The following is a 26,980-nucleotide window of genomic DNA, read 5'->3' as shown; positions in this document are numbered from 1 at the left end:
CCCCACGCCGAGAACGGCCCCCGCCCCTCACCCCACAATGTGCCGCAAATAAGCCCGCGGATCCCCCAGATACCGACGCCAGTGATCCACCAACTCCAGCTCCTCCCAGGCCACCCGCCGCATCCCGTGCTCCCCGACCTCGACGATGTCCGCCCCCGGCAGGGCGGTGAGCAGCGGGGAGTGCGTGGCGCAGACGATCTGGCCGCCCGCGCGGGTCAACTGGTCGATATGGCCGAGCAGTTCGAGACATGAACCGAACGACAGCGCCGACTCGGGCTCATCCATCACGTACAGCCCCGGCTTGGTGAACTTGTCGCGGAACGCGACGAGAAACCCCTCCCCATGACTGCGCTCGTCCGGCGCCATGCGCTCGCGCCGCAGCGCGTCGAGCGCCGTCTCCGCCCGCAGGAAGAACCCCTTGCGCGCCGACCAGCTGCGCATCATCTGCCGCCCGCCGGCCGCCGGGTCGAACCGCAGCCGCTCACCGAGCGCGGACTTGGTCCGGTGACTCGCGTACTGCCAGTCGTGCGAGCCGCCGTACGGATCGAGCCCGAAGGCCTCGGCGAACGCCTCGACCAGCGTGGACTTGCCCGAGCCGTTCTCCCCCACCAGGAACGTCACCGGCGCCGTGAAGCGCAGCCCCTCGCGCAGCAGCTGCCGCACACAGGGCACGCTCCACGGATACTCCCCGGGGCCCTCCCCGTCCACATGGGCATACGCACGTTCGACGATCACTCTTCGAGAGTGCCACGGGGGTACGACAACGGCCCGCGGCAGCCGAAGGCCGCGGGCCGCGGGCCGGTCACCACGGGAAGCCCAAGAGAAACCCGGGTCTCGGACGACCCGGGTCTCGGACGAAGCCCAGGTCTCAGAAGAAGTACGAGTCCCCGGTGTCCAGGGTCAGCACCTTGTGACGGTTGTTGTTGACGTTGCGGTCGGACGCCCCGCCGTTCCACAGGGTGTCGATCTGCACCGTGGCCTCCGACGGCGAGCCCTTGAGCCTCATGTCGAGCCCGATCTCCTCGCTCCAGCTCCCGGCCTTGATCTCACCCGTCGAGCAGAGCACCACCCGCTGCCCGGCCCGCAGGCACCGCTCGGGCAGCTTCTGCTCGCTCGCCAGCGGCGCCGAGTAGCGCAGCCGGACCGTGGCCTCGGACACATCGACCGGGCCGTGGTTCTGCGGGGTCAGCCAGATACCGAGGCGCCCCTCCCACAGCGACGCATAGCCGTGGTACGCCACATCGGCCTCCGGCGCCGCCGCCTCGGCCGGCACCCCCGCAACCAGAGCGGCGGCGGCCACCGACGCCGCGACCAGTCCCGCGCGCTTCACTCGCATTCCAGCTCCCACAGTTCCCGCAGTTCCCACAAAGACACCTGTCCGATACGCGCGAAACATACCCAGACTTCGCAATTCACCGTGCCCTCGGCGGAGTTCGGCGCGTACGGATGACCGAGCGACGGACGGTTGACCGCCGACCCGCACGAGCCGGTTAGCCTGGCCGAAACCGCCCGGCACCGTCGCACCGAGGAGCAGCCCATGACCGCCGCAGCCCGCCGTACCGCAGTCGTCACCGGCGCGAGCAGCGGCATCGGCGCCGCGACCGCCCGCAAGCTGGCCGAGGCGGGCCACCACGTGGTGCTCACCGCCCGCCGCAAGGACCGCATCGAGGCGCTGGCCGCCGAGCTCACCGAGGCCGGCCACTTCGCCACCGCCCACCCGCTCGACGTCACCGACCGCGCGGCCGTCGACGCCTTCGCGAGCACGCTCGACCGCGTGGACGTGCTGGTCAACAACGCCGGCGGCGCACTCGGCGCGGACCCGGTCGCCACCGGCGACCCCGACGAGTGGCGCCGGATGTACGAGGTCAACGTGATCGGCACCCTCCACATGACCCAGGCCCTGCTCCCCGCCCTCGTCGACAGCGGCGACGGAACGGTCGTCGTCCTCTCCTCGACCGCCGGCCACGCCACGTACGAAGGCGGCGCGGGCTATGTGGCCGCGAAGAACGGCGCCCGCGTCCTCGCCGAGACGCTCCGCCTCGAACTGCTCGGCAAGCCGGTCCGCGTGATCGAGATCGCCCCCGGCATGGTCAAGACGGAGGAGTTCGCCACGACCCGCTTCGGCGGCGACGAGGAGAAGGCCGCCAAGGTGTACGAGGGCGTCGCCGAGCCCCTCACGGCCGAGGACGTGGCCGACACCGTCGCCTGGACGGTCACCCGCCCCAGCCACGTCAACATCGACCTCCTCGTGGTCCGCCCCCGCGCCCAGGCCTCCAACACGAAGGTCCACCGGGAGCTGTAGACACGAAGCCGCGAGCCACAGCACGCGAAAGGCCGGGGAGCCGCTCCCACACGACTCCCCGGCCACTGCCGAGGCCCCCCGCCTCGACGCCTGTCGGCACCGCTCCGCGCGGCTCAACCGCTATGCGCGGCTCAACCCTTCACGCACACCACCTGCTTGAGCTTCGCCACGACCTGCACCAGGTCCCGCTGCTGGTCGATGACCTTCTCGATCGGCTTGTACGCGCCCGGGATCTCGTCCACGACGCCGGAGTCCTTACGGCACTCCACGCCCCGCGTCTGCTCCTCGAGGTCCCGCGTCGAGAAGCGCCGCTTCGCCGCGCTCCGGCTCATCTTGCGGCCGGCGCCGTGCGAGGCGGAGTTGAAGGACTTCGCGTTGCCGAGGCCCTTCACGATGTACGAGCCGGTGCCCATCGAGCCCGGGATGATCCCGTAGTCGCCGGAGCCCGCACGGATCGCTCCCTTACGGGTGACAAGCAGGTCCATGCCCTCGTACCGCTCCTCCGCCACATAGTTGTGATGGCAGGAGATGACCGGTTCGAAGGTCACCTTGGCCTTCTTGAACTCCTTGCGGACGACGTCCTGGAACAGACCCATCATGATCGCGCGGTTGTACTTGGCGTACTCCTGCGCCCAGAACAGATCGTTCCGGTACGCCTGCATCTGCGGGGTGTCCGCGATGAACACCGCGAGATCGCGGTCGACCAGACCCTGGTTGTGCGGCAGCTTCTGGGCCTCGCCGATGTGGTACTCGGCGAGCTCCTTGCCGATGTTCCGCGAACCGGAGTGCAGCATCAGCCAGACCGAACCTGTCTCGTCGAGACAGAATTCAATGAAGTGATTTCCTCCGCCGAGCGTTCCCATCTGCTTGGTGGCCCGCTCCTGACGGAACTTGACCGCGTCCGCGACCCCGTCGAACCGCGACCAGAAGTCGCCCCAGCCCGCGGTCGGGAAGCCGTGCATACGACCCGGATCAACCACGGAGTCATGCATCCCACGGCCCACCGGAATCGCCTGCTCGATCTTCGACCGCAGCCGCGAGAGGTCACCCGGCAGATCGTTGGCCGTCAGCGAGGTCTTGACCGCGGACATGCCGCAGCCGATGTCGACGCCGACCGCCGCCGGGCAGACCGCACCGTGCATGGCGATGACCGAACCGACCGTCGCGCCCTTGCCGTAATGGACGTCGGGCATGACGGCGAGGCCCTTGATCCACGGGAGCGTGGCGACGTTCTGCAGCTGCTGCATCGCGCCCGCCTCGACCGTGGCCGGGTCCGTCCACATACGGATGGGAACCTTCGCTCCCGGTACCTCTACATAACTCATGGTTGCCCAACCCCCGTATAACAAAAGAAAAGTCTTAAAGCGCAAATACTGGTGCCAAGGTCAACAAAAGGGACGGTTGATCGGCCATCACAGCGGCGCGTGCGATACACATTGTGTTCACCGGCCTTTGTGCGGCGCCAATGCTTTTCGCCGTACGGGGACGGCTCAGACCACGCACCCGTATCCGAAGGAGGACCCGCACCGTGCGGCACAAGAGGTATCTGGCGGGCGCACCCCTGCTCGCCGCGGTGCTGCTGACGGGTTGCACCTCCGGTTCGGGTGACGGCGCGGGGAGCGCCGACGACAAGCCGGGCGGCTTCGCGACGGCGCCGACGAAGACGGCCGAGCCCGGGAAGTACGACACGCTGCTCGAGCCCTGCGCGGCGGTGGACCAGGGCACGCTGGACTCGCTGCTGCCCGGGATCGGGGAACTCCCCGACGAGCAGCGGAAGAAGGCGTACGCGGGCGCGGCGACCATAACGTTCGACACGGACCGCAGGGCGGGCTGCCGCTGGTCGGCGCCGTCCTCGGACGCGACGCACCGGCTGCAGATCGATTTCGAGCGCGCGGTCTCGTACGACGACGCGGTGAGTGATGACGAGCTCGCGGCCGACCTGTTCCTGGACATGCAGATCGCGGCCGATCTGCCGGAGCCGACGGAGAACGAGGAGTCCGAAGAGTCAGGCGACTCCGGGGAGTCCGCGGACCCGACCGCCACGCAGAGCCCGGACGACGGCAAGGGCGGCGACCCCGAGCAGGGCAAGCCGACCCAGTCGGCTTCCTCCGCTCCGCCGGAGGGTCTTCAGCCGCGGGTGCTCGACGATCTGGCGGACGAGGCGTATCTGGACGACGAGCTCGGCGCGGCGGATTCGGCGACGCGGCAGCGGACGGTGACTGTGGTGTTCCGCACGTCGAATGTGCTGGTGACGGTCAAGTACACCGCCCAGCCGGCCTCCGTGAAGGAGACGCCGGACAGCAAGGAACTGCAGGACAGGGCAAGGGTTCTGGCCGGAAAGCTGGCCGATCAGTTCACCGAGTGAGCGTGGCGCGGGTCACCGCGGCCGGGCTCCGGTTTCCTCACGGGGCACTTCGCCACCGCGTACCGTGGCTGGGCGGAACCACAGGGGGCACCTGCCGCACATGGCGCCCCGGAACCGAACCGCACGACTGATGAGCGAAGGAACCATGCACCGAAAAGGACCGCGATTCACCCGCATTCTCGCCGCCTGCGCCGTTGTTCCGGTGGTCATGACCGCCGCGGCGTGCTCCTCGGACTCGGGCGACGGCGGCAAGAGCGACTCCGGCGCGAAGTCCTCCGCCTCCCAGGGCACCGACGGCAAGGACAAGGCGGCGAGCCTCGCCGCGGCCGCGTACAAGCAGCTGCCGGCCGCCTGCAAGGTGGTGTCCTCGAAGACGGTCGAGGACCTGGTGCCCAAGGTTGAGGACAAGTCGGGCAAGACGGGCAAGTCCTCTGATATTTCCACCCGTAGCAGCTGTTCCTGGAAGGGCCTCGACACCAACGGTGTCGACGGCTCGCAGTTCCGCTGGCTCTCCGCGTCGCTGACGCGCTTCGAGTCGGAGGAGGGCCTGGGCAGCGCCGAGACGCGCGCCAAGGGCTACTTCAAGAAGCAGGTCGCCGCGGCCGCCGGCACGGACGGCGCCAAGAACGTGAAGTCCGAGCCCGCCGCCGGTGTCGGCGACGAGGCGACGACGGTCAGCTATGACCTCGACAAGGGCAAGCTCGGCGACTACAAGCAGCAGACGGTCGTGACCCGGATCGAGAACGTCGTGGTGACGCTGGACTACAACGGCGCGGGTCTCGCGGGCGAGAAGGCCCCGAAGGCCTCGGACATGGTCAAGGACGTCGAGAAGGCCGCCAAGGAAGCGGTCGCCTCGGTGACGGCCGCCAACAAGCCGGGCGCCTCCACGGAGCCGTCGGACAAGGCGTCCGGCAAGGCCTCCGACGAGCCGTCCGACAAGGCCTCCACCAAGCCGTCCGACAAGGCCACCGCCAAGTCGTGACCGCACGGGTGCGCGAACTTCCGTAGCCCTTGCACCGAAACACCCGCAGAACACCCCATCGCAAGCCCGGCCATTCACCCGATGGCCGGGCTTCGGCGATACCGGCCCACGGCCACCCGCACACATGTGCCAGGCTGTTGCGCGCAAACGGGCCCAGGTTCTGGGCTAGGCACTTGGAGAGGATCACGGGTGGCAGCGCCACTGAAGCTGACGCGGACACACCGGATATTGATCGGCGTGGTGGTCGCGGGCGCGGTCGTCATCGCGGCCATCGGCTTCGCGGGGTCGTACGCGGCCGTGCGCGAGCTCGCCGAGCAGAAGGGCTTCGGGAAGTTCTCGCTGGTCTTCCCGATCGGCATCGACGCGGGCATCTGCGTCCTGCTCGCCCTCGACCTGCTGTTGACCTGGATCAGAATCCCGTTCCCGCTCCTGCGCCAGACCGCCTGGCTGCTCACGGCCGCGACGATCGCCTTCAACGGCGCGGCGGCCTGGCCCGATCCGCTCGGCACGGCGATGCACGCCGTGATCCCGATCCTGTTCGTGATCTCGGTCGAGGCCGCGCGGCACGCGATCGGCCGGATCGCGGACATCACCGCCGACAAGCACATGGAGGGCGTCCGCCTCACCCGCTGGCTGCTCTCACCGGTGCCGACGTTCCTGCTGTGGCGCCGCATGAAGCTCTGGGAACTCCGCTCCTACGACGCGGTCATCAAGCTCGAACAGGAACGCCTCGTCTACCGCGCCCGCCTGCGCTCCCGCTACGGCCGCGCCTGGCGCCGCAAGGCCCCCGTCGAGTCCCTGATGCCACTGCGCCTGGCGCGCTACGGCGTCCCGCTCGCCGAGACCGCCCCCGCCGGACTCGCCGCCGCCGGCATCGAGCCGCCGCAACTGCCCGCGTCCACGCGCCAGTTGGAGGCTCCGCAGGCCCCCTCCGCGGAGCAGCCGGTGGAGATCCCGCAGGAGTGGCCGACGAACCACGACAGCCCGTGGTTCGCGACTCCGCCGCAGCCGGGACAGGGCCAGCAGCCGACTCCGAGCAGCCCCGGAGGCGACAGCAGCACGTCCTCGCTGCTGGAACCCCCGTCGGAGTCCGAGGGGTCCGCCGCAGGAACGGACCAAGTGGCCGCTCAGGTCACCACGGTCGACCGGTACTTCGCCGCGTGGGAGGCCTTCCAGCTGGAGTACGGCGTCGAACCCTCAGTCGTTGAACTGGCGGAGTACCTCAAGGAGCGCCGGATCTACAGTCCTCAGGGTAAGTCGGTGACCGCAGCCGGGCTGCGCCGGTACCCGCTCAGCTTTCGCCTCTATGCGGTCTACGCGCATCTGCGTGATGAGCTCGGTACGGAGCCAGCTGCTCAGCAGGTTGCGGCCGAGGCAGCCTTGCGCGGCATCACCGGCCAGTACAGCCGCCCTATCGACGCACAGACCTTGACCGAGCGCGAGGACTACCTGCCGGACTTCCGGCGACGGTACAAGATTCTCACCTTCCAGTGGACCAGCTCCTGACCGGCCCATCCCCACCCGCGCAACAGACTGTTGCCGAAGGGGTTCGGCTGCGCAGCCACGGCGCACACCGCACCAGATTCCGGAGTATCCGGATCCGCAGAGCGCACAGCCGGCGTACTGCGGGGTTGGGGCGCGCATCCGGATCGTCCGCCGGCACGGTCAGATCGAGCAGCCGTGAGGGAGGGCCGCATCCATGGAGGTCCAGGTGTGGATGCTCACGTAACCTCCCGCGGCGAGCGTCACTTGATTCCCCAGGCACCCTGACGTGGCCCGGGTCCCTGGCCGCGTCTGTCAAACTGCTTGGGTGATTGTCAGACCCGCGCAGGAGCGTGACTTCCCGAGCTTTCTTGCCTTGGCTGCCCAGGTCGGGCACTGGTTCGGCCCGATGGTCGAAGAACCTGGCTTCCACGACGCCGTCAAAGATCACATTCGTCGGTCGACAGCGCTCGTCGCCATCTCTGCAGGATCCGACGTCCTCGGCGGGTTGTTGTTCGGCGAGAAGCCGCCTGTCTTTCACGTGAATTGGTTGGTGGTTGCAGAAGAGGGACGCGGCAGCGGCGTCGGTCGCGCCTTGATGGATGAGGCGTCACGCAGGTTCGTGCGAGGGCCAGGCACCATCGAGGTGATCACCTTCGGAGCCGACCATCCAGGCGCCGTTTCCAGCGGTGCTCGCGTCTTCTATGAGTCGCTGGGCTTCGCTCCGGCTGAGGCGGCAGACCCGGGGCCGGAAGGCGGGTCACGGCAGATTCATCGTCGGCTTGTCTCCTGAAGCCCGATCCGTCGTGCCGGCTTCCGTCGTGCGTCCTCGCTGAACTCGACCGGAACCGACGACTATCACGGTGACAGCGTGAGCCTCACTCCGCGACGGGGAGCCGTTCCGTTCCGCCGCCGAAGGGGAGGAAGACAGTGCGGCTGGCGAGCAACCAGACGCCGTCGATCTTCCGGAAGGTGTCTTCGTAGTGGCCGACGTTCGCCGGGAGCCTGGGCTCGATCATTCCACCTGAGTAGCCATCGACCCGGTACGTCGTCAGATACGAGACCGCCCGCGCTGTCGCCTCGGACTCCACCGTGACCAGGATGTTGGTCATCAGACGGCGCGACAGCCTGTCGTTCGGGCGTGAGGCAAAGTAGGCGCGCAGAGCCTCGCGCCCCTCAGTGCGCCGGTCCCCGAAAGGCCAGTGCCAGACACCATCGGGCGTGAACAGCTCGGCCACCGAACTCGGCTCGCCGAGGTCAAGTCGGTGGATGAAGTCCACAATGATGCGCTCGCAGGCGCGCTCCGCAAGCATCCGCTCGACCGGGGGCAAGACCTTGTCGTCCATACCCCTGTCTATCAGTCCCAACAGGCCTCAGGGCAATGGCTTTCCGCTCCAGCACCGGCAGGGCGCGTTCGTCGCTCCCCACCCCCCCTTACTCGATTCACCAGTGGACGCACTGAGGCGAAGATGGCTGTGGCGATCGGCCCCGACGGACAGATCTGGCCTTGCGTGCTGTCCCGGTTCCTCCACCCGCCGGCAACGCGACCACCGACCGACTAAGGCCGTCTTCGCGGTTCTTTCGGCGATCCCGCGTCGCCGTGCCGCTCACGACTCCTGGGCACCGGACGCGCGCACGCCGCAGGAGGACTCCTGGCAGCCCTCACCCGACGTGGCGACGGCCTGCAATCCGAACAATGACGGCTCTGACTGCTCCCCAGCCTGCAACCCCGCCTACTGACAAGGTGGATGGCATGGACTGGCAACCCTGCGCCCGCCGCCTGGCCGAGCAGAACGTACGGCCCGAGGCCCGCTGGCACGAGCCGATCGCGCACGCCGCAGCACTTGTTCGTGCCGGGATGGTGGGCCACCGACGGCCACCGCAGGTGTGCCTGGAACGGCCCGTCCAACCGGGGGACGTGGCTGGACACCGCCTACAGCAACCGCACGCTCGTGACCCGCGTGAGCCCGGTGCGGGGCTGGCTGCGGCGCTCGGGTCCGTAGCCTGGCCGGATGCCCGCCGACATCCTCACCCTGTGGCCCCTCGCGCCCGCCTCCGAGACCGAATGGCTCGCCGAGCTCGCCCAGGACGACGGCCTTACCGGCTATGAGGCACCCGGGCTGCCCGACGCCGCCTGGGTACTCCACGGCATCTACGAGCGTGGGGCAGCCGCGGGTGGCTGCGCTGGGCTGAGCTGGCCGCCCGCCTCGGTGATCCGGTCGTTCCACAGGGCCTCTACCCCTGTCATCGCTGCTTCCCCTCCGCGACAGCGGCGACCGTCCAGCCCGGCTCCATCGAATGGTCCGCCGAGGGCAGTCTCGACCGACCGATCTGGGACCATCTGATCCGGTTCCTCATCGCGCACAGTTCTCAGGGAGCGGACACCGCCTGCCTGGCGCACTACAACCCGCTCGTCACGCAGGACTTCGAGAAGGGGCAGGTCCGCTCCGGCCGCCTGGGCGATGCTCCCTCCCTCTTCGACAACCCGGACATCCTGTACACCCCTTCCAACCTGTGGGCTGCGGACCGCTCCTGGGTCGTCTGCACCGACTACGACCTGTGGGGCACCAAGGTCTGTGGCCCTCGCCCGCTTGTTGAGGCGCTGCTCGGTGACCTCGAGATGGAAGCGATTCGCCTGCCCGGGACCAGTTAGCGACGTGCCGTGCGTCGCGACACGGCGGCATCTCCGTCACCAGCCGAAGAGGCCGGCGCGCATGTGCTGCGTGAGGTTCTCAAGGATCTCGCGCAACCATGGGCTGCGTACGGCCGGGAGCCGGGTGAGGGTGTGCCGGAACACTGCCGAGTCGGCCTGGAAAAGTCGATGCGGAAGCGGGGTGGTCAGGTCGTCGCGGAGGACGCCGTCAGGCAGGCCGCCTGACGCGGGTACAGGCAGGTCCGGTTCCGGGGAGACCAGCCACAACCACACCCCGAACGGCAGCGGCACTGGGTATGCGGAGGCGGCCGGGCCGGGTGGCATCCAGGTCTTTCCCGTCTGAGGGTGGGGCGGCACGAGCAGGATGTCCGTGTCCGTGTCAGGGGCGGGCTGCCCCGGTCCGGCCAGGACGGCACGCTGCTTCGGCGGACCCTTGGGCAGCAGGGCGTCCAGGGCGCGTTGGAACACTTCCTCGACCAGGCCCTCCTGGACGGTCACCGGCCTGCCTTGGGAGGCCACCAGCAGATGGGCGAGCGCCCGGCCCGCTGCCGCTTCCCACTGCGGGCTCCACGACCAGGAGTCGTGCAACCCCAGCCACGAACGACCCCACGTGTTGACTATCGGCTCGAACGGGGGTGTGCTCCTGCCTTCGGCCACCAGCTCTGCCCAGGACAGTGGTGCGACTTCGCCGCCGTCGACTGGGCGACGGCGCACGGCGTTTGGGGCGAGCCACACCGCCTGCCACAGCGAACAGTCGTCGATCCGGCTCGCCACGGGCAGTCCGCACGCCTCGCACGCCATGTTGGGACCGTCAGCGCCGTCCATGCCGCAGCAGGTGCCGCCCCGTTTCCCCGGGATCAGTACGGTGCCGCGGGTATCGCCGGGGGCGATGACGATCGCACCGGGTGCGCCGTCGAACAGACCGTCGACCGGCGCGTAGATGCCACGGTCCGCCGCCTCACCCGGATCGATGTCCTCCCACGGTCGCCACGGTGGTCCCGAGGGCTCTGGGTCCACGGCGAACGTGCCCGACTCCATGAGCACCGGGAGCTTAAGCCCATTCCCGAACGACTGGCGGGCGTGAACCGGCAAGGCGACCTGGGTCAGCGGGGCAGTCAGCTCTCCGCCGCACCCCACGCACACGAAAACGAACAAATGTCCTCCGCTGGGAATCAGAGGCATGCTCCCAGCATGGCGACGCTCAGCCAACGCAATTTCCGGCCGCTGCGGGAAGGCAGCCGCACGACCAGTCGGAACCTCAACATCTGCTTCTTGCATGCGTGCAGAAGAATGAGGGCGTGCTGCCCTAGAGCCCCACGAACCAGAGGGGTTCGCTGGATCAGTGGCAGCGGTGGTCAGCGAGTTCCCTGCCCGGTCAGCCGACCCGAGCGCGGCGCCGTGGTTGAGGAACCAGGTCTCGAGTTGGCGACACGGTAGGCGGAGTCACCATGTGAGGTGAGCTGGCGCAACCGGCTGATGGCGGCCGGCGCTGCGTCCTGTCGTCGAGGACCCCCTATCGACATGGTCCGTACGTCGGCCTGGTCGCCGAGGCACTGCACGGCGCGGCCCTCGGCCACCACGTCGCGTTCGCCACCGGCCTGGTGATGTAGGCGGGGCTGCGCCTGTGGGGCGTGCGCCGAACGAAGCATCGGGGTGCCACACCGGAGTGAGCGCGCCCACTTGGGGAAAACGAGCCGACACGGCCGGCCCGCGGATCCGGTACAGACAGGAGCCCTCACATGACCACCTTCGTCATCACCATCCCCGGCACATTTCTGCGCCCGGCAAACGCCGAAGCCCAGGCCCAGATCGCACGACAGCTGCGCGGCGCCGACCCGCAGGACACGGAGCTGGGCCGTGAGGAGGACCTGGACCTGTTCACCGTGAATGACGACGGCACCTTCAGCATGCGCGTGGAAGTCACCGCCGACGCGAGTGCCGAGGCCCGCAGCGCGGCCGAGGAACTTGCCACCCAGGCCCTCCGCGCGGCGGGCTTCAAGGAGCAGGACGCCCCGTTGGGGCCGGCGTCGGTGACCGGTATCGACAATCCCGCCTGACGTCCCCGAACTGACCCAGCCCCGGCACTGCGCGATGCGTACGCTGGCAGACATGCGGATCAGACCCACGCTGAGCTGGGAACCCTCCGGTGACCTGCCCGCGCCGACGACCGATGTGACGGCCGTCATCGACGCCGTGCGGGCAGGAGGCGTCGTGGTGCTGAGCGGCGCCGGCCTGTCGACCGAGTCCGGCATCCCGGACTACCGTGGGGAGCACGGCTCCCTGCAGCGGCACACTCCGATGACCTATCAGGAGTTCGTCGGCAGCGAGTGGGCCCGCCGGCGGTATTGGGCCCGCAGTCAGCTCGGCTGGCGAGCCATGACCCGCGCGCACCCGAACGCCGGACACCGCGCGGTCACCGCCCTCACTCGCGCCGGCCTGGTCACCGGCGTCATCACACAGAACGTCGACGGACTGCAGCAGGTCACCGGGGCGCAGCACGTGATCGAGCTGCACGGAAGCCTCAGCCGCGTGGTGTGCCTCGACTGCGGCCACGAGGAGACCCGGGCCGCGCTCGATGGGCGGCTGCGCGAGGCCAACCCCGGATTCGAGCACGTCGCCGAACGGCACCGGGCAGCGCGGGTCAATCCCGACGGAGACGTGGAACTGCCCGAAGATGCGGTGCGGGAGTTCCGCGTGGTGCCGTGCGTGGCCTGCGGAACCGGCCTGCTCAAGCCCGATGTCGTCTTCTTCGGAGAGAACGTCCCACCCGAGCGCGTGGCCCGGTGCCAGGACCTGGTCAACACCGCCGACACACTGCTGGTACTCGGCTCATCTCTGACCGTCATGTCAGGACTGCGCTTCGTACGCCAGGCGGCCGACGCCGGCATCCCGGTCCTGATCGTCAATCAAGGGCCGACCCGCGGTGACCGATGGGCCACCGCCCGAATCGAACTACCCCTGGGAGCAACGCTGTCCCAAGTGGTGCAACGGGTCGCACAGTCCTGAGTCGACAGGACAAGCGGCCACCGACCGGCAGGACTCGGGCGGCCCTGGCCGACTGACCCGGCCGAGAAGCGCCCTGAGAACACGACTTCGGCATGTGTCTCGTTCAAGATCAGCGTGGGCGCACCAAGCGTGTGACCTGCAGTGCGCATACTCACAGGCGATCTTCAGTCGGTATCGGTGGCCGTCAGCAGCGACAGGCGCCGGTGATCCGGCGAGCGCGCGACGACGCCGATGTCCCACGCCACCTGCTCGAACCAGCGCCACCGTCCTCGCCCGTTGCCGCACCACGGCCGGCGGAGCCGGCGCAGGACACCTGTGCTCGCCGGTCGACGGGAAGGGGAGAGCTTGCGCCTTCCCGGGACTTTGCCGGGTGTCGTTGCCGACGCCTTAAAGACGCCAACGCGGGGGCTCGGACCGGAAGATAGCCCGCTGCCGGATCGGTCTATAGCCATCCAGACCCGCATGTCACTCGCCTAACATGATCAGGTTTGCAGCCCTGCCGCACCCACGATCTGACCATGGGGCACATCATCGATACCTGGAGCATCACCGGTGACTTCGCGAATAGACCGCAGAACTGAGTTCGCCGCGTGGCGTCGGCCGCAGGTGATGCTGTGGGCCGGAGTGGCGGTGATGGTGAGCCTCGGGTTCTTCCTCGCGATCGAGTTCGCCGAACGCCGCTACGGCGGCGGGCCGATCATCGGACACCCCGGTGTCCAGATACCGCAGCTGATCTTCACCCCGGAATCGTGGCCGCTGATGTACACCAGCATGGCGTTGATGACCGTGATGTTCACCTGGCGTCAACGGTTCATCGCGGCCGGTGTCGCAGTCGTCATCGACAGCGTCCTGGTGCTGGTGCGACTGGTCTTCGACGCCAGGACCACCCTCGGCACCGGCCCGCTGTGGGTGATGCTGGCCTGCGCGGTCATGGCGGTCACACACCGCAGCGGCAAGGAACGCGTCCTGCTGTTGAAGGGCGTCGGCCTTGGCATGCTGCTGCTCGTCGCCCGCAAGATGGGCAACATCTGGCTGCTCATCACAGCGACGACCCGCCCGACCGTACTCGACGAATACCTGGCGGCTGCCGATCACGCACTGGGCAACCCGTCATGGCTGGCCGGCCGACTGATCGAGGCCACCGGGCCGGTCCCTTCGAACATCCTGCACTGGGTCTACACCCAACTCACGGTGGCCGCGGTCGTCGTCGCGTTCTACCAACTGCGCAATGTGGCCAAGGAGCGCAGATTCCCGCGCCACCATCTGGTGCGCACGTTCCTGGCCATCGGCCTGCTCGGCCCGGCCATCTACATGATCTTCCCGGTGGTCGGTCCGGTCTACGCCTTCGGTGCCCAGGGCGGACCGTCGGCGGTGGCCAACCTGTGGCCCGACGCAATGGCGTCGATCCCTGCCCCGCACCACATGACGTTCAACGACCTCACACCACGCAACTGCATGCCCAGCCTGCACACGGCATGGGCCACCGCGATCTTCATCCATTCCCGCCAGACTTCACGACTGCTGCGCTACGCGGGCACGTTCTGGCTGGTCGCCACGGTGGGGGCGACGCTGGGGTTCGGCTACCACTACGGCGTGGACATCATCGCGGGCGTGGTATTCACCCTCACGATCGAAGGGACACTGCGCGCGCAGGCGTACGGCTGGAAGTGGTTGGGCGTCCCACTGGTCGCCTACGGCACAACGGTCTTCGCCGGGCTGCTGATGTCGTACCGCTACCTGCCGACAAAGATGGCCAGATACCCGGGCCTCTTCGCGCCGCTGCTCCTGCTGGCGATGGGCTCGGTGATCTACGCCTATGTCCGGACCACCACCAAGCTGCCGGAGCCGAAAGCCGCCCTTGTCCGCGCTGGCTCCCGCTTCGAGGGCGGTCACCCTGTCGCACCCTCCGAGACCCTCGCGGCGTGATCGAAGCCGCGAGGGGTCTAAGCGGGGGCGGGCGTTGTTGAGTGGCCGTGACCGCCCGGTGAGCGATCGGCGTCGCGCTGCTCGCACACCTCGATCCGGCGTTGGATTGCGGCATTGCCGGCGACAGCCGCCGGCAGCTTCGTTGCTCGGGACAGGTCGGCATTTTGGAGCTGTGCGAGGTCGAGGGACTTGGCGCCTCGGAGGTCTGCTCCTCTGAGATCGGCTCCGTGCAGGGCGGCGCCAAGCAGATCCGCTTCTTGCAAGTTGGCGTCTTGTAGGTGTGCGCCTCGCAGGTCTGCTCCTTCGAGGCGCGCCTTGCGGAGGTCGGCGTGGTCGAGCCTGGCTTCGATGAGGACGGCGTCCATGAGGTCGGCTTCTTCGAGGTGTGCGCGACGGAGGTCTGCAGTACCGAGGTTGGCGCTTCGCAGATCTGCTCCGAACCAGGAGATGTCGCTGAGGTCTGCCACGGTCAGGACGGCGTACCGGAAGCTTGGTTGCTGCAGAATCGTGAATTTGAGATTGGTGCCACCCAGGGTGATCACGTGTTTTTTCCCCTCGGGCCGGCGAGCGACAACCGTGAGTGCGGCGTGGGTATCCGGCTTGGGACGCTCGTGGTCGTCGTCTTCCTGGGCGCGGATGTAGGCGGTCAGGACTTCGATGATGTTGGCCAGGTCTCGGTTGCTGTCGTGCATGATGCGTTCGAGGGCGTAGATGCCGCCGAGGCGTTCGGGGAGTTTGTCGGACGCCAGCAGTTTGATCGCGTCGACGTAACGGCCAGTGACCTGTCCTTCCCGGGCCAGCTCGGCCTGCCGCCGGTCACGTTTCTGGGCTTCCTGGAGCGTGCTCGCGAACTGCTTCTGACTCTCAGCGAATTGCTCCTGTGCATGGCGGAACTCGTCTCGCTCGAGGCGGTGCTTCTCGCGGGTGTAGTAGAGGCCGATGGCTGCGATGATCCCGGCGAGGACAGCGACGAGACCGGTGCGAAAACCGGTGATAACGACTCCGTCGGCGCCTTCGAGATCGGTTCTACGCAGGTGCAGGCCATCGAACCACCAAGGGCCCCGCCAGAAGAGAAGGACGAACGCGGTAGCGCCCGCGAGGCCGGCAATGGCTGCAAGCCGGCGTTGAGTTCTGGTGTACTGCCGTTTGCCCTCGTCGTCGTCCGCTTCTGGGCCGGCACGAAGGCGGCTGATCTTGAGTGCCGCGCCCGCCACTACGGCGAGGGCCAGGCCGAGGATGGTGACGGCGGTGGAGTCGCCAGCGCTGAGAGCGGCGAGCTGCACTGTGTCCATGTCGGTGATGGTGTCGGACGCGGCGAGCCGGTGTGGCCGGTTCGGCGGGGTCGAAGCAGGCACGACGACGCGCGAGCTAGCCGACGCCTACCTCGCCGAACTGAACGACAGCCGCGGGGACATGTTCCTGAACTTCCTTACCGACGTCCTGCACCCGCGGATCGCACGCGACTACGGCACGGCCCCCAGCGGTCACGGCCTCTTCGGCTATTCCTACGGCGGACTCTTCAGCCTCTAAGCCTGGCTCACCAACAGCACCCTCTTCGAGAGCATCGGCGCGGGCAGCCCCGGCATCGTCAATGCGGACAGTCAGGTCTTCGCCCTGACGCCATGGGCGACACCAAGCTCCACGTGACCCTCAACGAGCGGGAGATCCTGGGCGACTTGGCGGTCTACCAGAGTCTCGCGAAGAACGCGGCCGCGTTCGTTCACCGCCTCACCTCCCGCAGCGGATCTGTCACCAGCGCACTCACGCATGAAACGCACGTGACCAGCCTGCAGACCTCGTACCTCAGCTACCTCAGGAGCTGCCGTGCCCAGTGATTCTGGACGCCGCGGTTCCATCGCCGAAGTACTCAGGCAACGGCTGACCGCCGACCGGGTGGTGACTGATCCGGACATTTTCGCGGCCTCTCCCACGACCAGGCGGTGTGGGCGCCTGTCGGCCGGGCGATGGCCGTCGTGCGCGCCCAGAGCACCGACGAGGTCCAGACCGTGGTGCGTGCGTACCTGGAGCACGGAGTCCCCCTGGTTGCACGCGGCGCAGGTACGGGACTGTCGGGCGGCGCCAATGCCGTTGAAGGCGGCGTGATCAACCGGCGCGTGTACGTCAGCATGCCCGTACGGCTGGGCGTTGCGCTGCCCGCCTATGACCACGCCCGTCGCGCCTGGGCCTCGCGCTGAGGGCAGTTCGCTGGACGATCACAGGTCCGTGTACGGGTGCGCGGACTTGCGAAGCGATCGCGGCTGTCGGGCAACCCCGACGAGGTCATGTGCGGGAGCCACGGGCGACGAGCGGGTCGGAGGGGACGCGACGCTCTGCATCGCTGAGCCAGACGGCGGAGGTTGACGGGCGGACCGCATGTGGGTTGGCGGCCAGGGCTAGGAATCAGGGGTTCGCTGCGCGGTCGCGCAGACGTGAAGGCCCACATGTGCCCTGTGCCATGCGGGCGGCTTCCAAGGAGTTCGTCATGCCCTTCCCCTCACTCGTCTCCATGGCCCGTACCAAGGGCATGCGCCTGGCCGTCACCGCCACAGCTGTGCTCGCCGTCACGGCGCCCACGGCCCAGGCCGGACCCGCGCCGGCCGGCGACGGGAAGGTGGACCTGGTCATCACCTCGACCCCGCCGACCATCGCGCCGGGCAAGACCGGGGTGCAGAAACTTGTCGTCGCCAACAACGGTACGACCACCAAGGGCCAGACCTTGGTCACGTTTGCGACGCCGTCGTACGTCAACATCGACCGCAAGGCGAAGCTGCCCAAGGGCTGCACGATCCGGTACGCGAACCCGGATCCCACGGTCAATGAAGTGCTGGTCTGCCGGCTGCCCGAGGGACTGGCCAAGGGCAAGCCCGTCACCGTTCCCGTGCCGCTGGTGGTCACCGAGCGGGCACGGCTGACCGGCATCGTTCTCGGTCGAGCGGCCGCGGTCCCGGTCCCGGGCTCCAAGGACACGGAGGCGAACCTCTCCGACAACTGGGCCATCACGCAGCTGATGCTCACCCGGCCCACCCCGCCGACGCCGGGCGGGAACAAAGTCGGGCTGTATCTCACCCGGGACACACCCGCCACCGATGTAGACGGCCGTGCCGAGGCCACCTTCACCTACGGCAACGTGGGGCCGAACGAGTCGGGCACCATCCAGATCACCGTCGTCACCCCCTTCCTCACCCAGATCGACAAGGGCCGGGAGCTGCCCGAGGGGTGCGAGATCAAGCTCAACGAACCCACCCCGGGGGTTCCTGAGATCGTCGTCTGCCGTGTCGACGGCCTCGACGTCGAGGAACAGGACACCCTCACACTGCCGTTGCGGGTGCGCGACACCGCCCCGGCGGGCGTGCTGTACGGCCTGGCTCTCATCGCTCCTGCGGACAAGGCCGACGTGGACACCGACCAGCAGGACAACCTCAGCGCGTCGGGCGTGCACGTGCCCAGTCGGCAGGATTCCAGCTGCGGCACGCGGCGCTGTGCCCGCTAACGGGACCGCGATCGACACGGTGGGCCGCGCCGGCGCAGGCGTGCTGTGCGCGGCCGCACCGCAAGACAGAGGTGGTACGGGTGCCGTTCGGCGCTGATTTCGACGCGTTCAGCATGGGTGCGGTGCTGCGGCACTGGCCGGGCAAGACCGTCACCGAGTCCGACCATCACCTGTTCTGTCTGCTCACCATGGTCCGTCACCCGCTGCACCTCGATGCGGTGTACGCCGAATCCGCCACTCGGCACGGGCGGCCGCTGGTCATCGGCAGCTACGTCATGTCCTTGCTGATCGGCCTGTCGGAAGCCGACGTGAGCGGACGCGCGCTTGCGTGCCGAGGCTTCGACGAGGTCCGGCACACGGCGCCGGTCTTCCACGGTGACACCCTCTACGGCGAGAGCGAGGTGCTCGCCGTGGAGGACTGCGCCGAGGCCGCGGACCGCGGAGCAGTACGGATCGAGACCCGTGGTCTCAACCAGCACGGGCAACAGGTGATGTCCTTCCGCAGAACGCTGATCGTCCCCAAACCGCAGAGCGCATAAGGAGGCTCGTCCGATGGCCGTGTACGCGCTCGGCGACCAGGTGCCGCAGATCCACCCTGAGGCGTTCGTCCACCCGGCCGCCACCGTCATCGGCTCCGTCCGGATCGGTGAGCATGCCACCGTCTGGCCAAGCGCGGTCCTGCGAGGTGACTTCGGCACCATCACGATCGGCGACCGTACCTCAGTGCAGGACGGTGTCGTCCTGCACGCCGACGACGACTGGCCGACCCGCATCGGCGCGGACTGCGTCATCGGTCACCTCGCCCACCTGGAGGGCTGCACTGTGGGCGATGGCTGTCTGATCGGTGCCGGCGCCGTGGTCCTGAAGGGCGCGGTCATCGGCGCCGGCGCACTGATCGGCGCGGCTGCTTTGGTCACCGAGCACATGGCGGTCCCGCCTCGGGCGCAGGCGCTCGGGGTGCCCGCGCGCCTGACCGGCCGCACGATCGAACCCGGGGCGTTCGCCGAAGGCGCCGCCAAGTATGTGGCCAACGGTCGGCGGTACCGCACGCACCTGCGCAGACTCGGCTGAACTCGCCCCGTCCGCACGACGCGTCACTCGAGGAGCGACCGGCATGACCGGCTGGCTGGACGTCCACGCCCACTACCTCACCGACCACTACGCCGCCGCCTGTACGGCAGCCGGCCACGGGCAGCCCGACGGCATGCCCGGTCTTCCCTCCTGGAGCGCCAAGTCCGCGCTCGACGTCATGGACGCGAACGGCATCGCCGCCGCCGTCCTGTCGATTTCGTCGCCCGGGGTGCACTTCGGGGACCATCAACTCATCGCCGACCAAGCCGCCCGCGAGCTGGCCGAGCACGTGAACGACGCCGGCGCCGCACTGGTCGCCGACCACCCCGAGCGCTTCGGCCTGTCCGCGTCCTTGCCTTTGCCCGACGTCGACGGCGCGCTCCACGAACTGGCCCGCGCCTACGACGAACTGCACACCGACGCGGTCGCGTTGAAGACCCACTACCACGGCCGGTACCTGTCCGACCCTGCCTTCGCCCCTGTCCTGGCCGAACTCGACGCCCGCGAAGCTGTGGTGACCCTGCATCCGACGTCCCCGCCCGGCTGGGAATGCACGGCGCTCGGACGACCGCGCCCCATGATCGAGTTCCTCTTCGACACCACCCGCTGTGTCGTCGACCTCATCCTCAGCGGCACCCTCGCATGCCACCCCCGCATCCGCTGGATCATCCCGCACGCGGGCGCCGTCCTGCCCGCGCTCGCGCACCGGGCCGCCTTCGTCTCCACCTTGACCGGTGAAGGCGCCGACGTACCAGCGGCCCTCGGCAGCCTCTACTACGACTTGGCCGGCACACCCGTCCCCGTCGCGCTGAAGGGACTGCGAGAACTGGCCGCGCCGGAACGGTTCTTGTACGGCAGCGACTACCCCTTCACACCCGCAGAAGCGGTCACCAGCCTGGCCGACGCCCTTCGCCGCACCCACGCACTGCACGACGCTCGACTGGACACCGCCCCCGGCTCACCTGCCGCCCGCCTCTTCCCTCGCCTCACTGACACGCAGATCTCCAGCTAGCACTGCAATTCGAGTGGGTGGGGTCCTGCGCCTCCCCTCGGAGCATGGAAGTTATTGCTGTGAGGACTGGTCTTGATGATTGCGTGGTTCTACTCGCCTCGACGATTGCCGCCACGGTAGTGAAAGCGTTCTATCGCCCGTCGCCATCAGCGTGCGCCGGCTGCGGCACGGCTACACCGGCCTGATGCGTGGCGGGGCCCACCGGTTCTTCGACGCGGCCGCTTTGGTGAGCCGATGGCACTGATCGCGCGCTTCGTTCGGGCGTGGATCTGCGCACTGCATGGGCGGAGCCCTCTGGCGATGTCGAGATGCGGGCCGTAATGGTTAGTCGCGCCCGGGGGATCGGCGGGCCCATCCGCTGCTGATCCTGGTCGCCGGGCGCTGCGTCACCAATGGGAATCTCTCACCCAGGACCGTGATCCCGTACGTCCAACCAGCCCTCACGCCCGTGCGGTTGAACTGACAAACAGCCTGGAAGCCGCATGCTCGGCCTGCCCTTGTCTCTCTTCGGAAAGAGCGGTCCTGGCATGCTTTCACCCACCTCATGGGACACACTGTCCCGCTCGATGTTCGGGGTCGTGACCCTCGGTCTGACCTTCTCGGCCTGTCCCGTGCACGCAGCTGTGCCGCCCTTGGCTGTGCCGATGGGCGTGGGGGAGGCCGCAGGGGTGGTGGAGGCCATCGCCGCGAGCGGGACGCCCGGAACCGTGACGTCCCGCATCGGGCAGTACCTCCGAGCTCGCCCGACGACGGCGTCGCGCGCCCTGGGCACGTACCGATCGGGTGCGCGGCTCACCCTCGAATGCAAGACGCGGGGACAGTGGGTCAACGGCACGAACCACTGGTACAAGCCGGCAGGCCGGACGGGTTGGCTGAGCGCTCGCTACGTCACCAACCACGGCAGGGTGCCGTTCTGTGCGACCAGTCTCGTGGCGGGGGAGGGCAGCGGACGTCTGACGGGTCCAACCGGGCGTACGGGGCCTACGGGGCCTAGGGGGCCGGCAGGCCCAGCTGGTCCGGCCGGATCCTGCAAGGTGTGTGGGGTGAACGGGGTGGTGGGACCCACAGGGGCAACCGGGCCGGTTGGCCCGACGGGACCGCAGGGCCCGAAGGGGGATCCAGGCGTGCCGGGGGACGAGGGCGACTCGGCGTATGAGCAGTGGCTGGAGAAGAACCCAGGCAAATCCGAGATCGCCTTCGTGCAGGACTTGGAGGGCGACCCGGGAGCCGCGGGGCCGCCCGGCCCGCCCGGAGCTACGGGTCCGACGGGCCCTCCTGGAACGGCTGGCCCCACTGGCCCTGCGGGTGCGATGGGACCAACTGGTCCTTCGGGCGCGACTGGTGAGTCGGGCGCGACGGGGCCAACGGGTCCTGCTGGGGCTATGGGTGCAACAGGGGGTACCGGCCCTGCTGGCGCTACGGGTGCCATGGGTCCGGCTGGTTCGACGGGCGCGACCGGGTCCGTGGGTCCTGCCGGCGTGATGGGTCCGATGGGACCTACGGGGGCTACTGGTGCCATGGGCCCGTCTGGTCCGACGGGTGCGATGGGAGCGACCGGCCCGGCGGGTGAAACCGGCCCTGCTGGTGCCATGGGCGCCGTCGGTCCGATGGGCGAGACGGGCCCGACGGGACCCCCGGGGACCACGGGCCCGGCCGGTCCAACTGGCGCCCCCGGCAAGGACGGCGCACCTGGCGATACGGGTGCGACCGGCGCAACCGGGCCGATCGGCGCTGCAGGGGCGGCAGGACCTTCCGGCGCGACTGGCCCGGCGGGCGTGACCGGCCCGACGGGACCTGCCGGGGCCTCGGGCGCCACCGGCCCGGCGGGCGAGCCGGGCCCTGCGGGAGCCGTTGGACTGACCGGAGCGACAGGTGCGCAGGGTGCTACGGGCCCGGCCGGTCCAACTGGCGCCCCGGGTACGGACGGTGCACCGGGAGCCACGGGCGACACCGGCCCGACAGGGCCCGCGGGGACTGCCGGTAGTGCCGGGATTACAGGGCCGGCTGGAGCAACAGGCCCGACAGGCCCTGCCGGTGAGGTCGGGCCGACAGGGTCCACCGGCCCTCAGGGACCGACAGGTGCCACTGGAGCAACGGGCGCAACTGGTGCGAACGGCCTCACTGGTCCGACCGGTCCCACTGGAGCACCGGGTAAGGACGGAAGGCCAGGAGATACGGGCGCTACAGGCCTGGCGGGCGCTACGGGCGCTACGGGCGCGACGGGGCCCGCGGGAACTCCTGGTGCCAGGGGCGAGACCGGGCCGACGGGCGCTACAGGCGCGACCGGCCCCATGGGGCCCCAAGGAAGCAGTGGAGCTACAGGCCCGGCGGGCGCTACGGGTCCGACGGGCTCTACCGGTCCGACCGGTCCCGCAGGCGAGTCCGGTCCCGCGGGCCCGACGGGCAAGGACGGTGCACCGGGCGCCAAGGGTGCGACCGGAGCTACAGGACCAGCGGGCCCTACAGGTGCGACGGGACCTGCCGGCGAGACCGGCCTGACTGGCCCTTCCGGGGCGGCCGGACCGGTGGGAGCGACCGGGCCGACTGGCCCCGCCGGCGTGGCTGGCACCACCGGGGCGACAGGTGCCACTGGCTCCACAGGTGCGACAGGGACTGCCGGTCCGACCGGCGCGACGGGGGCCACCGGCCTGGCCGGCCCATCGGGCATGACCGGCCCCACCGGCCCCACCGGCCCCACCGGATCCACGGGAGCGACGGGTCCGTCAGGCGCAACCGGTCCCGCCGGTGCATCAGGCGCCACAGGCGCCACAGGCGCAACTGGTGCGACCGGCCCGACAGGAGCAACAGGCCCCGCAGGCACCACCGGCATGACGGGCCCTACCGGCCCCGCCGGTCCCACTGGCGCTACCGGCGCAACAGGACCCACAGGCCCCACCAAAATCCCGCAGGTCGTCACAAAGGAGCTCAACATCAGCTCGTTCAACTTCGGTCAGGAGTACACCGTCGTGGCGACCTGCCCCGTCGGGACGCGAGTGGTCGGCGGCGGGGCGGAGAGCCTGGATGCGTCAGGGCCCAGGGACTTCGGGGAGTTCACCAGCAGTCTGCCCACCGCTGACGGCACCGCCTATACCGCGACCCTCGAGGCCACCGGTATCGGCAGCGGCACCCTGCGCGTCCGGGCCGTATGCCAGTGAGCCAGCGAGGCGCGGCTACGTGAAGCGGGTGCCGCATCCTGCCAACGGGGCGGTGTCCCAGGCGTTCTCCGCCCGGGGCACCGCCTCGGACGCCCACCGGCCGGTCGGCTCGATCAGCCGGCGGTCCGGCACGGCGTCGGCACGGACCCAGTCCATGTCGTCGTCCTTCATGTACAGCGGCACGTAACCGTGCGCGGTGAGCACATCGGGCGTGATGCCGTTCCAGTTCAGCCATCCATCGTGGCCGTGGATGAAGGTGGGCCGGGCCCCGTCGAAGACGTAGGCGCGTACGGCGTGGGGTCGTGTGCGGCGTAGGCGTCGGCGACGACCGGGTCCGTGAGGCCCGCGAGGTCGACCACCTTCAGACGGCTCGTGAGCAGGGTGCCGCCCAGATCGGGCAGCAGAACGCTGCGGCCGTGGATGGCCAGCCGCTGGGCGCATCCGTTGAACACTCCGCCGAACCGGTGGGTGACTTTGCACAGGGACAGGGCGGGCTCGTCGAGCCAGTCCTGGTTCTTGGGATGCTGTCCAGTCAGGGAGAGTACGAACCCGAGGGCCAGACCGGCCGCGAGCAGCGCGCGGGGACGCGGACGGCGCTCCGCATCCCACAGCGCGGCGACGGCCAGAGCGCCTGCGAGGATCGTGAGCGTCCACACGGGAGTGGCGAACCGATAGAGCCCCATCCAGTCCTCCCGTAGCACGCCGTAGGCGAGCTGGGACGGGGGGCGGTGGTCAACGCCATGAGGGCCTCAACCCTGTCGGTGCGGAGCGTGGTTCGGGGCGGCGGGAACACAAGGCCGGCTGGTCACTGGATCTGCGGCTCACCAGATCGGCTGGGGAATGCGCACCGTGCGCGACTGGGGGACCAGGGTGAGGCCGAACCTGCGGTTGGCCAGGACCTGGTTGCGGTAGGCGGCGGGCAGGTCGGCCATGGCGAGCAGCCGGTCGCAGGTGGCCACGGAGGCGGCCGTGTCGCCCGTCCAGTACGCGGTGATCGAGTACTCGAAGAGCATCCCCCAGCGGTACACCCACGGCTGGACGAACAGGTCGTCCTGCGGCCGCGGCCGGTCGATTCCCGCGCTCGCGAAGGCGTGCGCGCTGCGGTACTGCTCCTTGAGCCGCAGCCTGCTGGTCAGCTCGTACAGGGCTTCCAGGCGCTCGGGCCGCGACTCCCACGCCCGCACCAGGCAGTCCATGCCGCCGGGCCAGTCGCCGTGCTCGGCGCGCTGGACGCCGGCCTGGAGCAGCGAGAAGTAGACCTCCTCGGCCCAGCCGCCCATCCGCGCCCGCCGCTCGTACAGCGCGACGGACTCCTCGTGCTCGCCCAAGTCCCGCAAAGTCTGGGCGAGATAGAAGACCGCCCGACTGTTGGTCGGGTCGCGCTCGATGTCCTTCTTGAGCAGCCGGGCGTCCCGCTCGAACTTGTCGCCGCGCGAACCCCCGTCCGCGAAGTGCTCGATGACCAGCGCGTCCAGGTTCTCCTGACGGTGGCCCTGGTCTGCGGCAAGGTATTCATGTGTGGCACCCACGTAGTGCCAGGCGATATCGCCGCGGACCAGGCGCTTGATCCGGTACTCGGTCTCACCGGCGTGCTTGAGCATGTACGCCTCCGCGCCGAGCGGCGGCAGCGGGGCATCCTGGCGTACGACCATGTCCGCGTCAATCAGGAGCAGGTAGTCCGCCGTGCCGTGCGCGTGGCGGAGGTTGAGGGAACGATTGTGCCCGAAGTCCTGCCAGGGCTCCTCGTGCAGCTCGCCGGGAACGCCGACCAGAGCCGTGCGGATGAGGTCCTGGGTACCGTCCGTGGAACCCGTATCCGAGATGCACCAGATATCGACCAGGTCCCGCACGGAATTGAGACAGCGCTCGATGACCTGCGCCTCGTTCTTCACGATCATGCAGAGGCAAACGGTGGGCTTACGGGGTGTCATCGGTTTGTTGTGTCCTTCCGGGGCCGCGAGCGCAAGATGACGCTCAGGATTCCGGTGGAAGCGTGGGGGGACAGTCGTGGGCAGGAGTGTCGAGGTAAGTGGGATGAACGACTTTCCGATGCGAGGGTGCGCTCACCCGTGCCAGCGACCGCACGGCTGGGAGTGGACAGTCCGCACCGTGTGCAGTGCATCGAAGGCCACGAATGCGTGCCACGACCGTCCGATGTGAAGTTGGGGAGGAGGATCTGCCGTGCATGCGCTGTCAGAGACCCTAGAGTCGCCGAGAAGGAATTCCGTACACGCCTGGATGAGCTCGGCGCGACGCTCCTTGAGCCCAAGTGGCTAGGCGTCATGCGACCTCACCAGATTCGATGCGTTCTTGGGCACGAGAACAGTCCGCGCCCGATCAGTGTTCAGCAGGGCAAGGGCGTCTGTCGTACCTGTGCTGGAAAGGACCCGAAGGGGCTGAGGCCGCATTCCGGTCTCACCTCGAAAAGACTGGCGCGACGTTGATCGAGCCCAAGTGGCTCGGAGCGATGGTCGGCACAGAGTGCGGTGCGCAGCTGGGCACGAGTGTGATCCGCGGGCGAACAACGTGCAACAAGGGGTTGGCATCTGCGGGCTCTGCCAAGGACGTGCCTTCGGCGTGTTCTACGTCGTCATTGACGAGCTGAGTGAGGTGCTGAAGCTCGGGATCACATCTGGGAACGGCAGGCTCCGTCTCGCTACGCACAGACTCGACGGATTCGACCGTGTTGAGTCCATAGTCGACGGCTTGACGAGTGGCGAGGCAGCAGCCCTCGAACGGTCCTGCCTTGCAGCCCTACACGACGCGGGAGAACTGCCCGTGCGTGGTCGCGAGTACTTCCGCGCCTGCGCCCTGGTGCTAGTCCTCGACGTCGCACGCGGCTGGGCAGATGAGGCGCAGGAGAATAACAACACGACCAACCACAACCGGTGGTGGGCAAGAGCTCCACTCATGCCTGAGGTAGTTCGCATTTCTCCTATCAGCGCCCAGGGCGATCTAGATAACTTGCACCCCTTGGCATGGGCACGCGCAAACCGTCGCATGATCCCCCTGCCGAGCCACCCCCCCCAAGGAGTAGTCAGTGCTCGTTTCCAAGGCACGCATACTTGCCGCAACGTTCACGCTCGCAGCTACCTTGATCACCCCCATGGTCACCTCAGCCCCCGCACACGCGTACGCCCCCTGCGGCAAGAAGGCTCCCGACAAGGACAGCAGTTCCTGGCGCGCCACCGCCGACGGAGTCAACATGCGATCCGGCTCCAGCACAGGATGCTCGATCAACGGCTACGCAGGATCCACCGACAAGATGGACTACCACTGCCAGACAGAGGGTGCCTGGTCGGGCGGCTCCGCCATGATGTGGACGTATGCCCGCAACGTCCGGACCGGAGTGGAAGGCTGGATGCGCACTGACACGTTGGACGACTTTGGGTCCCAGGTGGATTGCGGCTTCTGAGCCTTGCCCACCCCGACCACGCTCACGGCGCCGGAGGACAGGAGCGCCGGGGCCGCTGCGCCTCTCGCCGCGTAACTCGCCGGACGCGCTGCAGGTCCGTGATGTCCTTCTCGAAGTTCTC

The 26,980-nt window shown here is 68.7% G+C and carries 28 protein-coding genes; 18 read left to right on the top strand and 10 right to left on the bottom strand.

Features of this window, described 5'->3' with window-relative positions:
• Positions 1–27 precede the first annotated feature (27 nt).
• Positions 28–735, bottom strand: a complete 708-nt coding sequence (locus G6045_RS08980; RefSeq protein WP_165331312.1) for an AAA family ATPase — start codon at positions 733–735, stop codon at positions 28–30.
• A 133-nt stretch (positions 736–868) separates the two neighbouring features.
• Positions 869–1,336, bottom strand: coding sequence for a hypothetical protein (locus G6045_RS08975; protein ID WP_165331311.1), 468 nt, complete (start codon positions 1,334–1,336; stop codon positions 869–871).
• 201 nt (positions 1,337–1,537) lie between these two features.
• On the opposite strand from G6045_RS08975, the gene G6045_RS08970 reads away from it, so the two are divergent.
• The gene (locus tag G6045_RS08970) at positions 1,538–2,302 is read left to right on the top strand and encodes an SDR family NAD(P)-dependent oxidoreductase (RefSeq protein WP_165331310.1); all 765 of its coding nucleotides are present in this window, start codon (positions 1,538–1,540) and stop codon (positions 2,300–2,302) included.
• A 131-nt stretch (positions 2,303–2,433) separates the two neighbouring features.
• On the opposite strand, the gene G6045_RS08965 is transcribed toward G6045_RS08970, so the two are convergent.
• The gene (locus G6045_RS08965) at positions 2,434–3,627 is read right to left on the bottom strand and encodes an RtcB family protein (protein ID WP_165331309.1); all 1,194 of its coding nucleotides are present in this window, start codon (positions 3,625–3,627) and stop codon (positions 2,434–2,436) included.
• Positions 3,628–3,830: 203 nt separating this feature from the next.
• Between G6045_RS08965 and G6045_RS08960 the strand changes: the two genes are divergently transcribed.
• The 4 genes from G6045_RS08960 (at position 3,831) to G6045_RS08945 (ending at position 7,924) form a co-directional block, all read left to right on the top strand.
• Positions 3,831–4,667, top strand: a complete 837-nt coding sequence (locus G6045_RS08960) for a DUF3558 domain-containing protein (protein ID WP_165331308.1) — start codon at positions 3,831–3,833, stop codon at positions 4,665–4,667.
• A gap of 145 nt (positions 4,668–4,812) precedes the next feature.
• Positions 4,813–5,649, top strand: a complete 837-nt coding sequence (locus G6045_RS08955; protein ID WP_235967717.1) for a DUF3558 domain-containing protein — start codon at positions 4,813–4,815, stop codon at positions 5,647–5,649.
• A gap of 189 nt (positions 5,650–5,838) precedes the next feature.
• Positions 5,839–7,155, top strand: a complete 1,317-nt coding sequence (locus G6045_RS41355) for a DUF2637 domain-containing protein (RefSeq protein WP_328707710.1) — start codon at positions 5,839–5,841, stop codon at positions 7,153–7,155.
• Positions 7,156–7,459: 304 nt separating this feature from the next.
• Positions 7,460–7,924 carry a GNAT family N-acetyltransferase gene (locus G6045_RS08945; RefSeq protein ID WP_165331306.1) on the top strand — a complete coding sequence of 155 codons (465 nt, stop codon included), beginning with the start codon at positions 7,460–7,462 and terminating at the stop codon, positions 7,922–7,924.
• Positions 7,925–8,009: 85 nt separating this feature from the next.
• On the opposite strand, the gene G6045_RS08940 is transcribed toward G6045_RS08945, so the two are convergent.
• Positions 8,010–8,477, bottom strand: coding sequence for a nuclear transport factor 2 family protein (locus G6045_RS08940; protein ID WP_165331305.1), 468 nt, complete (start codon positions 8,475–8,477; stop codon positions 8,010–8,012).
• 504 nt (positions 8,478–8,981) lie between these two features.
• Here G6045_RS08940 and G6045_RS08935 point away from each other — a divergent pair.
• Complete coding sequence (locus G6045_RS08935; RefSeq protein WP_165331304.1) at positions 8,982–9,134, top strand: hypothetical protein; 153 nt, start codon at positions 8,982–8,984, stop codon at positions 9,132–9,134.
• Positions 9,135–9,820: 686 nt separating this feature from the next.
• Here the strand turns inward: G6045_RS08935 and G6045_RS08930 are convergent.
• The gene (locus G6045_RS08930; RefSeq protein WP_165331318.1) at positions 9,821–10,939 is read right to left on the bottom strand and encodes a hypothetical protein; all 1,119 of its coding nucleotides are present in this window, start codon (positions 10,937–10,939) and stop codon (positions 9,821–9,823) included.
• Positions 10,940–11,523: 584 nt separating this feature from the next.
• On the opposite strand from G6045_RS08930, the gene G6045_RS08925 reads away from it, so the two are divergent.
• Positions 11,524–11,841 (top strand): hypothetical protein, encoded by a 318-nt coding sequence (locus G6045_RS08925; RefSeq protein WP_165331303.1) that lies wholly within the window; start codon positions 11,524–11,526, stop codon positions 11,839–11,841.
• A gap of 52 nt (positions 11,842–11,893) precedes the next feature.
• The gene (locus G6045_RS08920) at positions 11,894–12,790 is read left to right on the top strand and encodes an NAD-dependent protein deacetylase (protein ID WP_165331302.1); all 897 of its coding nucleotides are present in this window, start codon (positions 11,894–11,896) and stop codon (positions 12,788–12,790) included.
• Between the two features lie 164 nt (positions 12,791–12,954).
• Here the strand turns inward: G6045_RS08920 and G6045_RS41350 are convergent, their stop codons facing one another.
• Positions 12,955–13,242 (bottom strand): DUF6183 family protein, encoded by a 288-nt coding sequence (locus tag G6045_RS41350; protein WP_235967726.1) that lies wholly within the window; start codon positions 13,240–13,242, stop codon positions 12,955–12,957.
• Between the two features lie 157 nt (positions 13,243–13,399).
• Here G6045_RS41350 and G6045_RS08915 point away from each other — a divergent pair, with 157 nt between their 5' ends.
• Positions 13,400–14,716: a phosphatase PAP2 family protein gene (locus G6045_RS08915; protein WP_235967725.1), complete on the top strand. Its 1,317-nt coding sequence runs from the start codon at positions 13,400–13,402 to the stop codon at positions 14,714–14,716.
• A gap of 17 nt (positions 14,717–14,733) precedes the next feature.
• Here G6045_RS08915 and G6045_RS41345 read toward each other — a convergent pair whose 3' ends face one another.
• The gene (locus G6045_RS41345) at positions 14,734–16,008 is read right to left on the bottom strand and encodes a pentapeptide repeat-containing protein (protein ID WP_165331301.1); all 1,275 of its coding nucleotides are present in this window, start codon (positions 16,006–16,008) and stop codon (positions 14,734–14,736) included.
• Between G6045_RS41345 and G6045_RS41340 the strand changes: the two genes are divergently transcribed.
• The 8 genes from G6045_RS41340 to G6045_RS41320 all read left to right on the top strand — a co-directional run bounded on the left by G6045_RS41340 (position 16,007) and on the right by G6045_RS41320 (position 23,444).
• A complete protein-coding gene (locus G6045_RS41340; protein ID WP_235967716.1) occupies positions 16,007–16,246 on the top strand; it encodes an alpha/beta hydrolase-fold protein in 240 nt (79 codons plus the stop codon). The genes G6045_RS41345 and G6045_RS41340 overlap by 2 nt on opposite strands.
• A 92-nt stretch (positions 16,247–16,338) precedes the next feature.
• Positions 16,339–16,551, top strand: coding sequence for a hypothetical protein (locus tag G6045_RS41335; protein ID WP_235967715.1), 213 nt, complete (start codon positions 16,339–16,341; stop codon positions 16,549–16,551).
• Between the two features lie 105 nt (positions 16,552–16,656).
• Positions 16,657–16,911, top strand: coding sequence for an FAD-binding protein (locus tag G6045_RS08900; protein ID WP_328707709.1), 255 nt, complete (start codon positions 16,657–16,659; stop codon positions 16,909–16,911).
• 287 nt (positions 16,912–17,198) lie between these two features.
• Positions 17,199–18,206 carry a hypothetical protein gene (locus tag G6045_RS08895; protein ID WP_165331300.1) on the top strand — a complete coding sequence of 336 codons (1,008 nt, stop codon included), beginning with the start codon at positions 17,199–17,201 and terminating at the stop codon, positions 18,204–18,206.
• An 80-nt stretch (positions 18,207–18,286) separates the two neighbouring features.
• The gene (locus G6045_RS08890; RefSeq protein WP_165331299.1) at positions 18,287–18,745 is read left to right on the top strand and encodes a MaoC family dehydratase; all 459 of its coding nucleotides are present in this window, start codon (positions 18,287–18,289) and stop codon (positions 18,743–18,745) included.
• Between the two features lie 13 nt (positions 18,746–18,758).
• Complete coding sequence (locus tag G6045_RS08885) at positions 18,759–19,277, top strand: gamma carbonic anhydrase family protein (RefSeq protein ID WP_165331298.1); 519 nt, start codon at positions 18,759–18,761, stop codon at positions 19,275–19,277.
• A gap of 43 nt (positions 19,278–19,320) precedes the next feature.
• Complete coding sequence (locus G6045_RS08880) at positions 19,321–20,289, top strand: amidohydrolase family protein (RefSeq protein WP_165331297.1); 969 nt, start codon at positions 19,321–19,323, stop codon at positions 20,287–20,289.
• A 2,966-nt stretch (positions 20,290–23,255) separates the two neighbouring features.
• Positions 23,256–23,444, top strand: a complete 189-nt coding sequence (locus G6045_RS41320; protein WP_235967730.1) for a hypothetical protein — start codon at positions 23,256–23,258, stop codon at positions 23,442–23,444.
• Between the two features lie 15 nt (positions 23,445–23,459).
• Here the strand turns inward: G6045_RS41320 and G6045_RS08870 are convergent, their stop codons facing one another.
• From G6045_RS08870 to G6045_RS08860, 3 genes are all read right to left on the bottom strand, one after another.
• The gene (locus G6045_RS08870) at positions 23,460–23,648 is read right to left on the bottom strand and encodes a hypothetical protein (protein ID WP_165331296.1); all 189 of its coding nucleotides are present in this window, start codon (positions 23,646–23,648) and stop codon (positions 23,460–23,462) included.
• 23 nt (positions 23,649–23,671) lie between these two features.
• The gene (locus G6045_RS08865; protein ID WP_165331295.1) at positions 23,672–24,127 is read right to left on the bottom strand and encodes a hypothetical protein; all 456 of its coding nucleotides are present in this window, start codon (positions 24,125–24,127) and stop codon (positions 23,672–23,674) included.
• Positions 24,128–24,265: 138 nt separating this feature from the next.
• A complete protein-coding gene (locus G6045_RS08860) occupies positions 24,266–25,342 on the bottom strand; it encodes a tetratricopeptide repeat-containing glycosyltransferase (protein ID WP_165331294.1) in 1,077 nt (358 codons plus the stop codon).
• Positions 25,343–26,484: 1,142 nt separating this feature from the next.
• Here G6045_RS08860 and G6045_RS08855 point away from each other — a divergent pair.
• Positions 26,485–26,859 (top strand): SH3 domain-containing protein, encoded by a 375-nt coding sequence (locus tag G6045_RS08855; protein ID WP_328707708.1) that lies wholly within the window; start codon positions 26,485–26,487, stop codon positions 26,857–26,859.
• Positions 26,860–26,980 lie beyond the last annotated feature (121 nt).

Source organism: Streptomyces mesophilus (assembly GCF_011044995.1).
GTDB lineage: Bacteria > Actinomycetota > Actinomycetes > Streptomycetales > Streptomycetaceae > Streptomyces > Streptomyces mesophilus.
The sequence above is the reverse complement of the archived record's forward strand: the minus strand, read 5'-3'. Positions and strand labels throughout refer to the sequence as shown.

Coding starts and splice junctions, on each gene's coding strand:
- G6045_RS08975 (WP_165331311.1), bottom strand. CDS start 1,336: ATGCGAGTGAAGCGCGCGGGACTGGTCGCGGCGTCGGTGGCCGCCGCC.
- G6045_RS08880 (WP_165331297.1), top strand. CDS start 19,321: ATGACCGGCTGGCTGGACGTCCACGCCCACTACCTCACCGACCACTAC.
- G6045_RS08955 (WP_235967717.1), top strand. CDS start 4,813: ATGCACCGAAAAGGACCGCGATTCACCCGCATTCTCGCCGCCTGCGCC.
- G6045_RS08895 (WP_165331300.1), top strand. CDS start 17,199: ATGCCCTTCCCCTCACTCGTCTCCATGGCCCGTACCAAGGGCATGCGC.
- G6045_RS08860 (WP_165331294.1), bottom strand. CDS start 25,342: ATGATCGTGAAGAACGAGGCGCAGGTCATCGAGCGCTGTCTCAATTCC.
- G6045_RS41340 (WP_235967716.1), top strand. CDS start 16,007: ATGTCGGTGATGGTGTCGGACGCGGCGAGCCGGTGTGGCCGGTTCGGC.
- G6045_RS41350 (WP_235967726.1), bottom strand. CDS start 13,242: ATGGCTATAGACCGATCCGGCAGCGGGCTATCTTCCGGTCCGAGCCCC.
- G6045_RS08920 (WP_165331302.1), top strand. CDS start 11,894: ATGCGGATCAGACCCACGCTGAGCTGGGAACCCTCCGGTGACCTGCCC.
- G6045_RS08925 (WP_165331303.1), top strand. CDS start 11,524: ATGACCACCTTCGTCATCACCATCCCCGGCACATTTCTGCGCCCGGCA.
- G6045_RS08965 (WP_165331309.1), bottom strand. CDS start 3,627: ATGAGTTATGTAGAGGTACCGGGAGCGAAGGTTCCCATCCGTATGTGG.
- G6045_RS08915 (WP_235967725.1), top strand. CDS start 13,400: ATGCTGTGGGCCGGAGTGGCGGTGATGGTGAGCCTCGGGTTCTTCCTC.
- G6045_RS08865 (WP_165331295.1), bottom strand. CDS start 24,127: ATGGGGCTCTATCGGTTCGCCACTCCCGTGTGGACGCTCACGATCCTC.
- G6045_RS08940 (WP_165331305.1), bottom strand. CDS start 8,477: ATGGACGACAAGGTCTTGCCCCCGGTCGAGCGGATGCTTGCGGAGCGC.
- G6045_RS41345 (WP_165331301.1), bottom strand. CDS start 16,008: ATGGACACAGTGCAGCTCGCCGCTCTCAGCGCTGGCGACTCCACCGCC.
- G6045_RS08970 (WP_165331310.1), top strand. CDS start 1,538: ATGACCGCCGCAGCCCGCCGTACCGCAGTCGTCACCGGCGCGAGCAGC.
- G6045_RS08885 (WP_165331298.1), top strand. CDS start 18,759: ATGGCCGTGTACGCGCTCGGCGACCAGGTGCCGCAGATCCACCCTGAG.
- G6045_RS41335 (WP_235967715.1), top strand. CDS start 16,339: ATGGGCGACACCAAGCTCCACGTGACCCTCAACGAGCGGGAGATCCTG.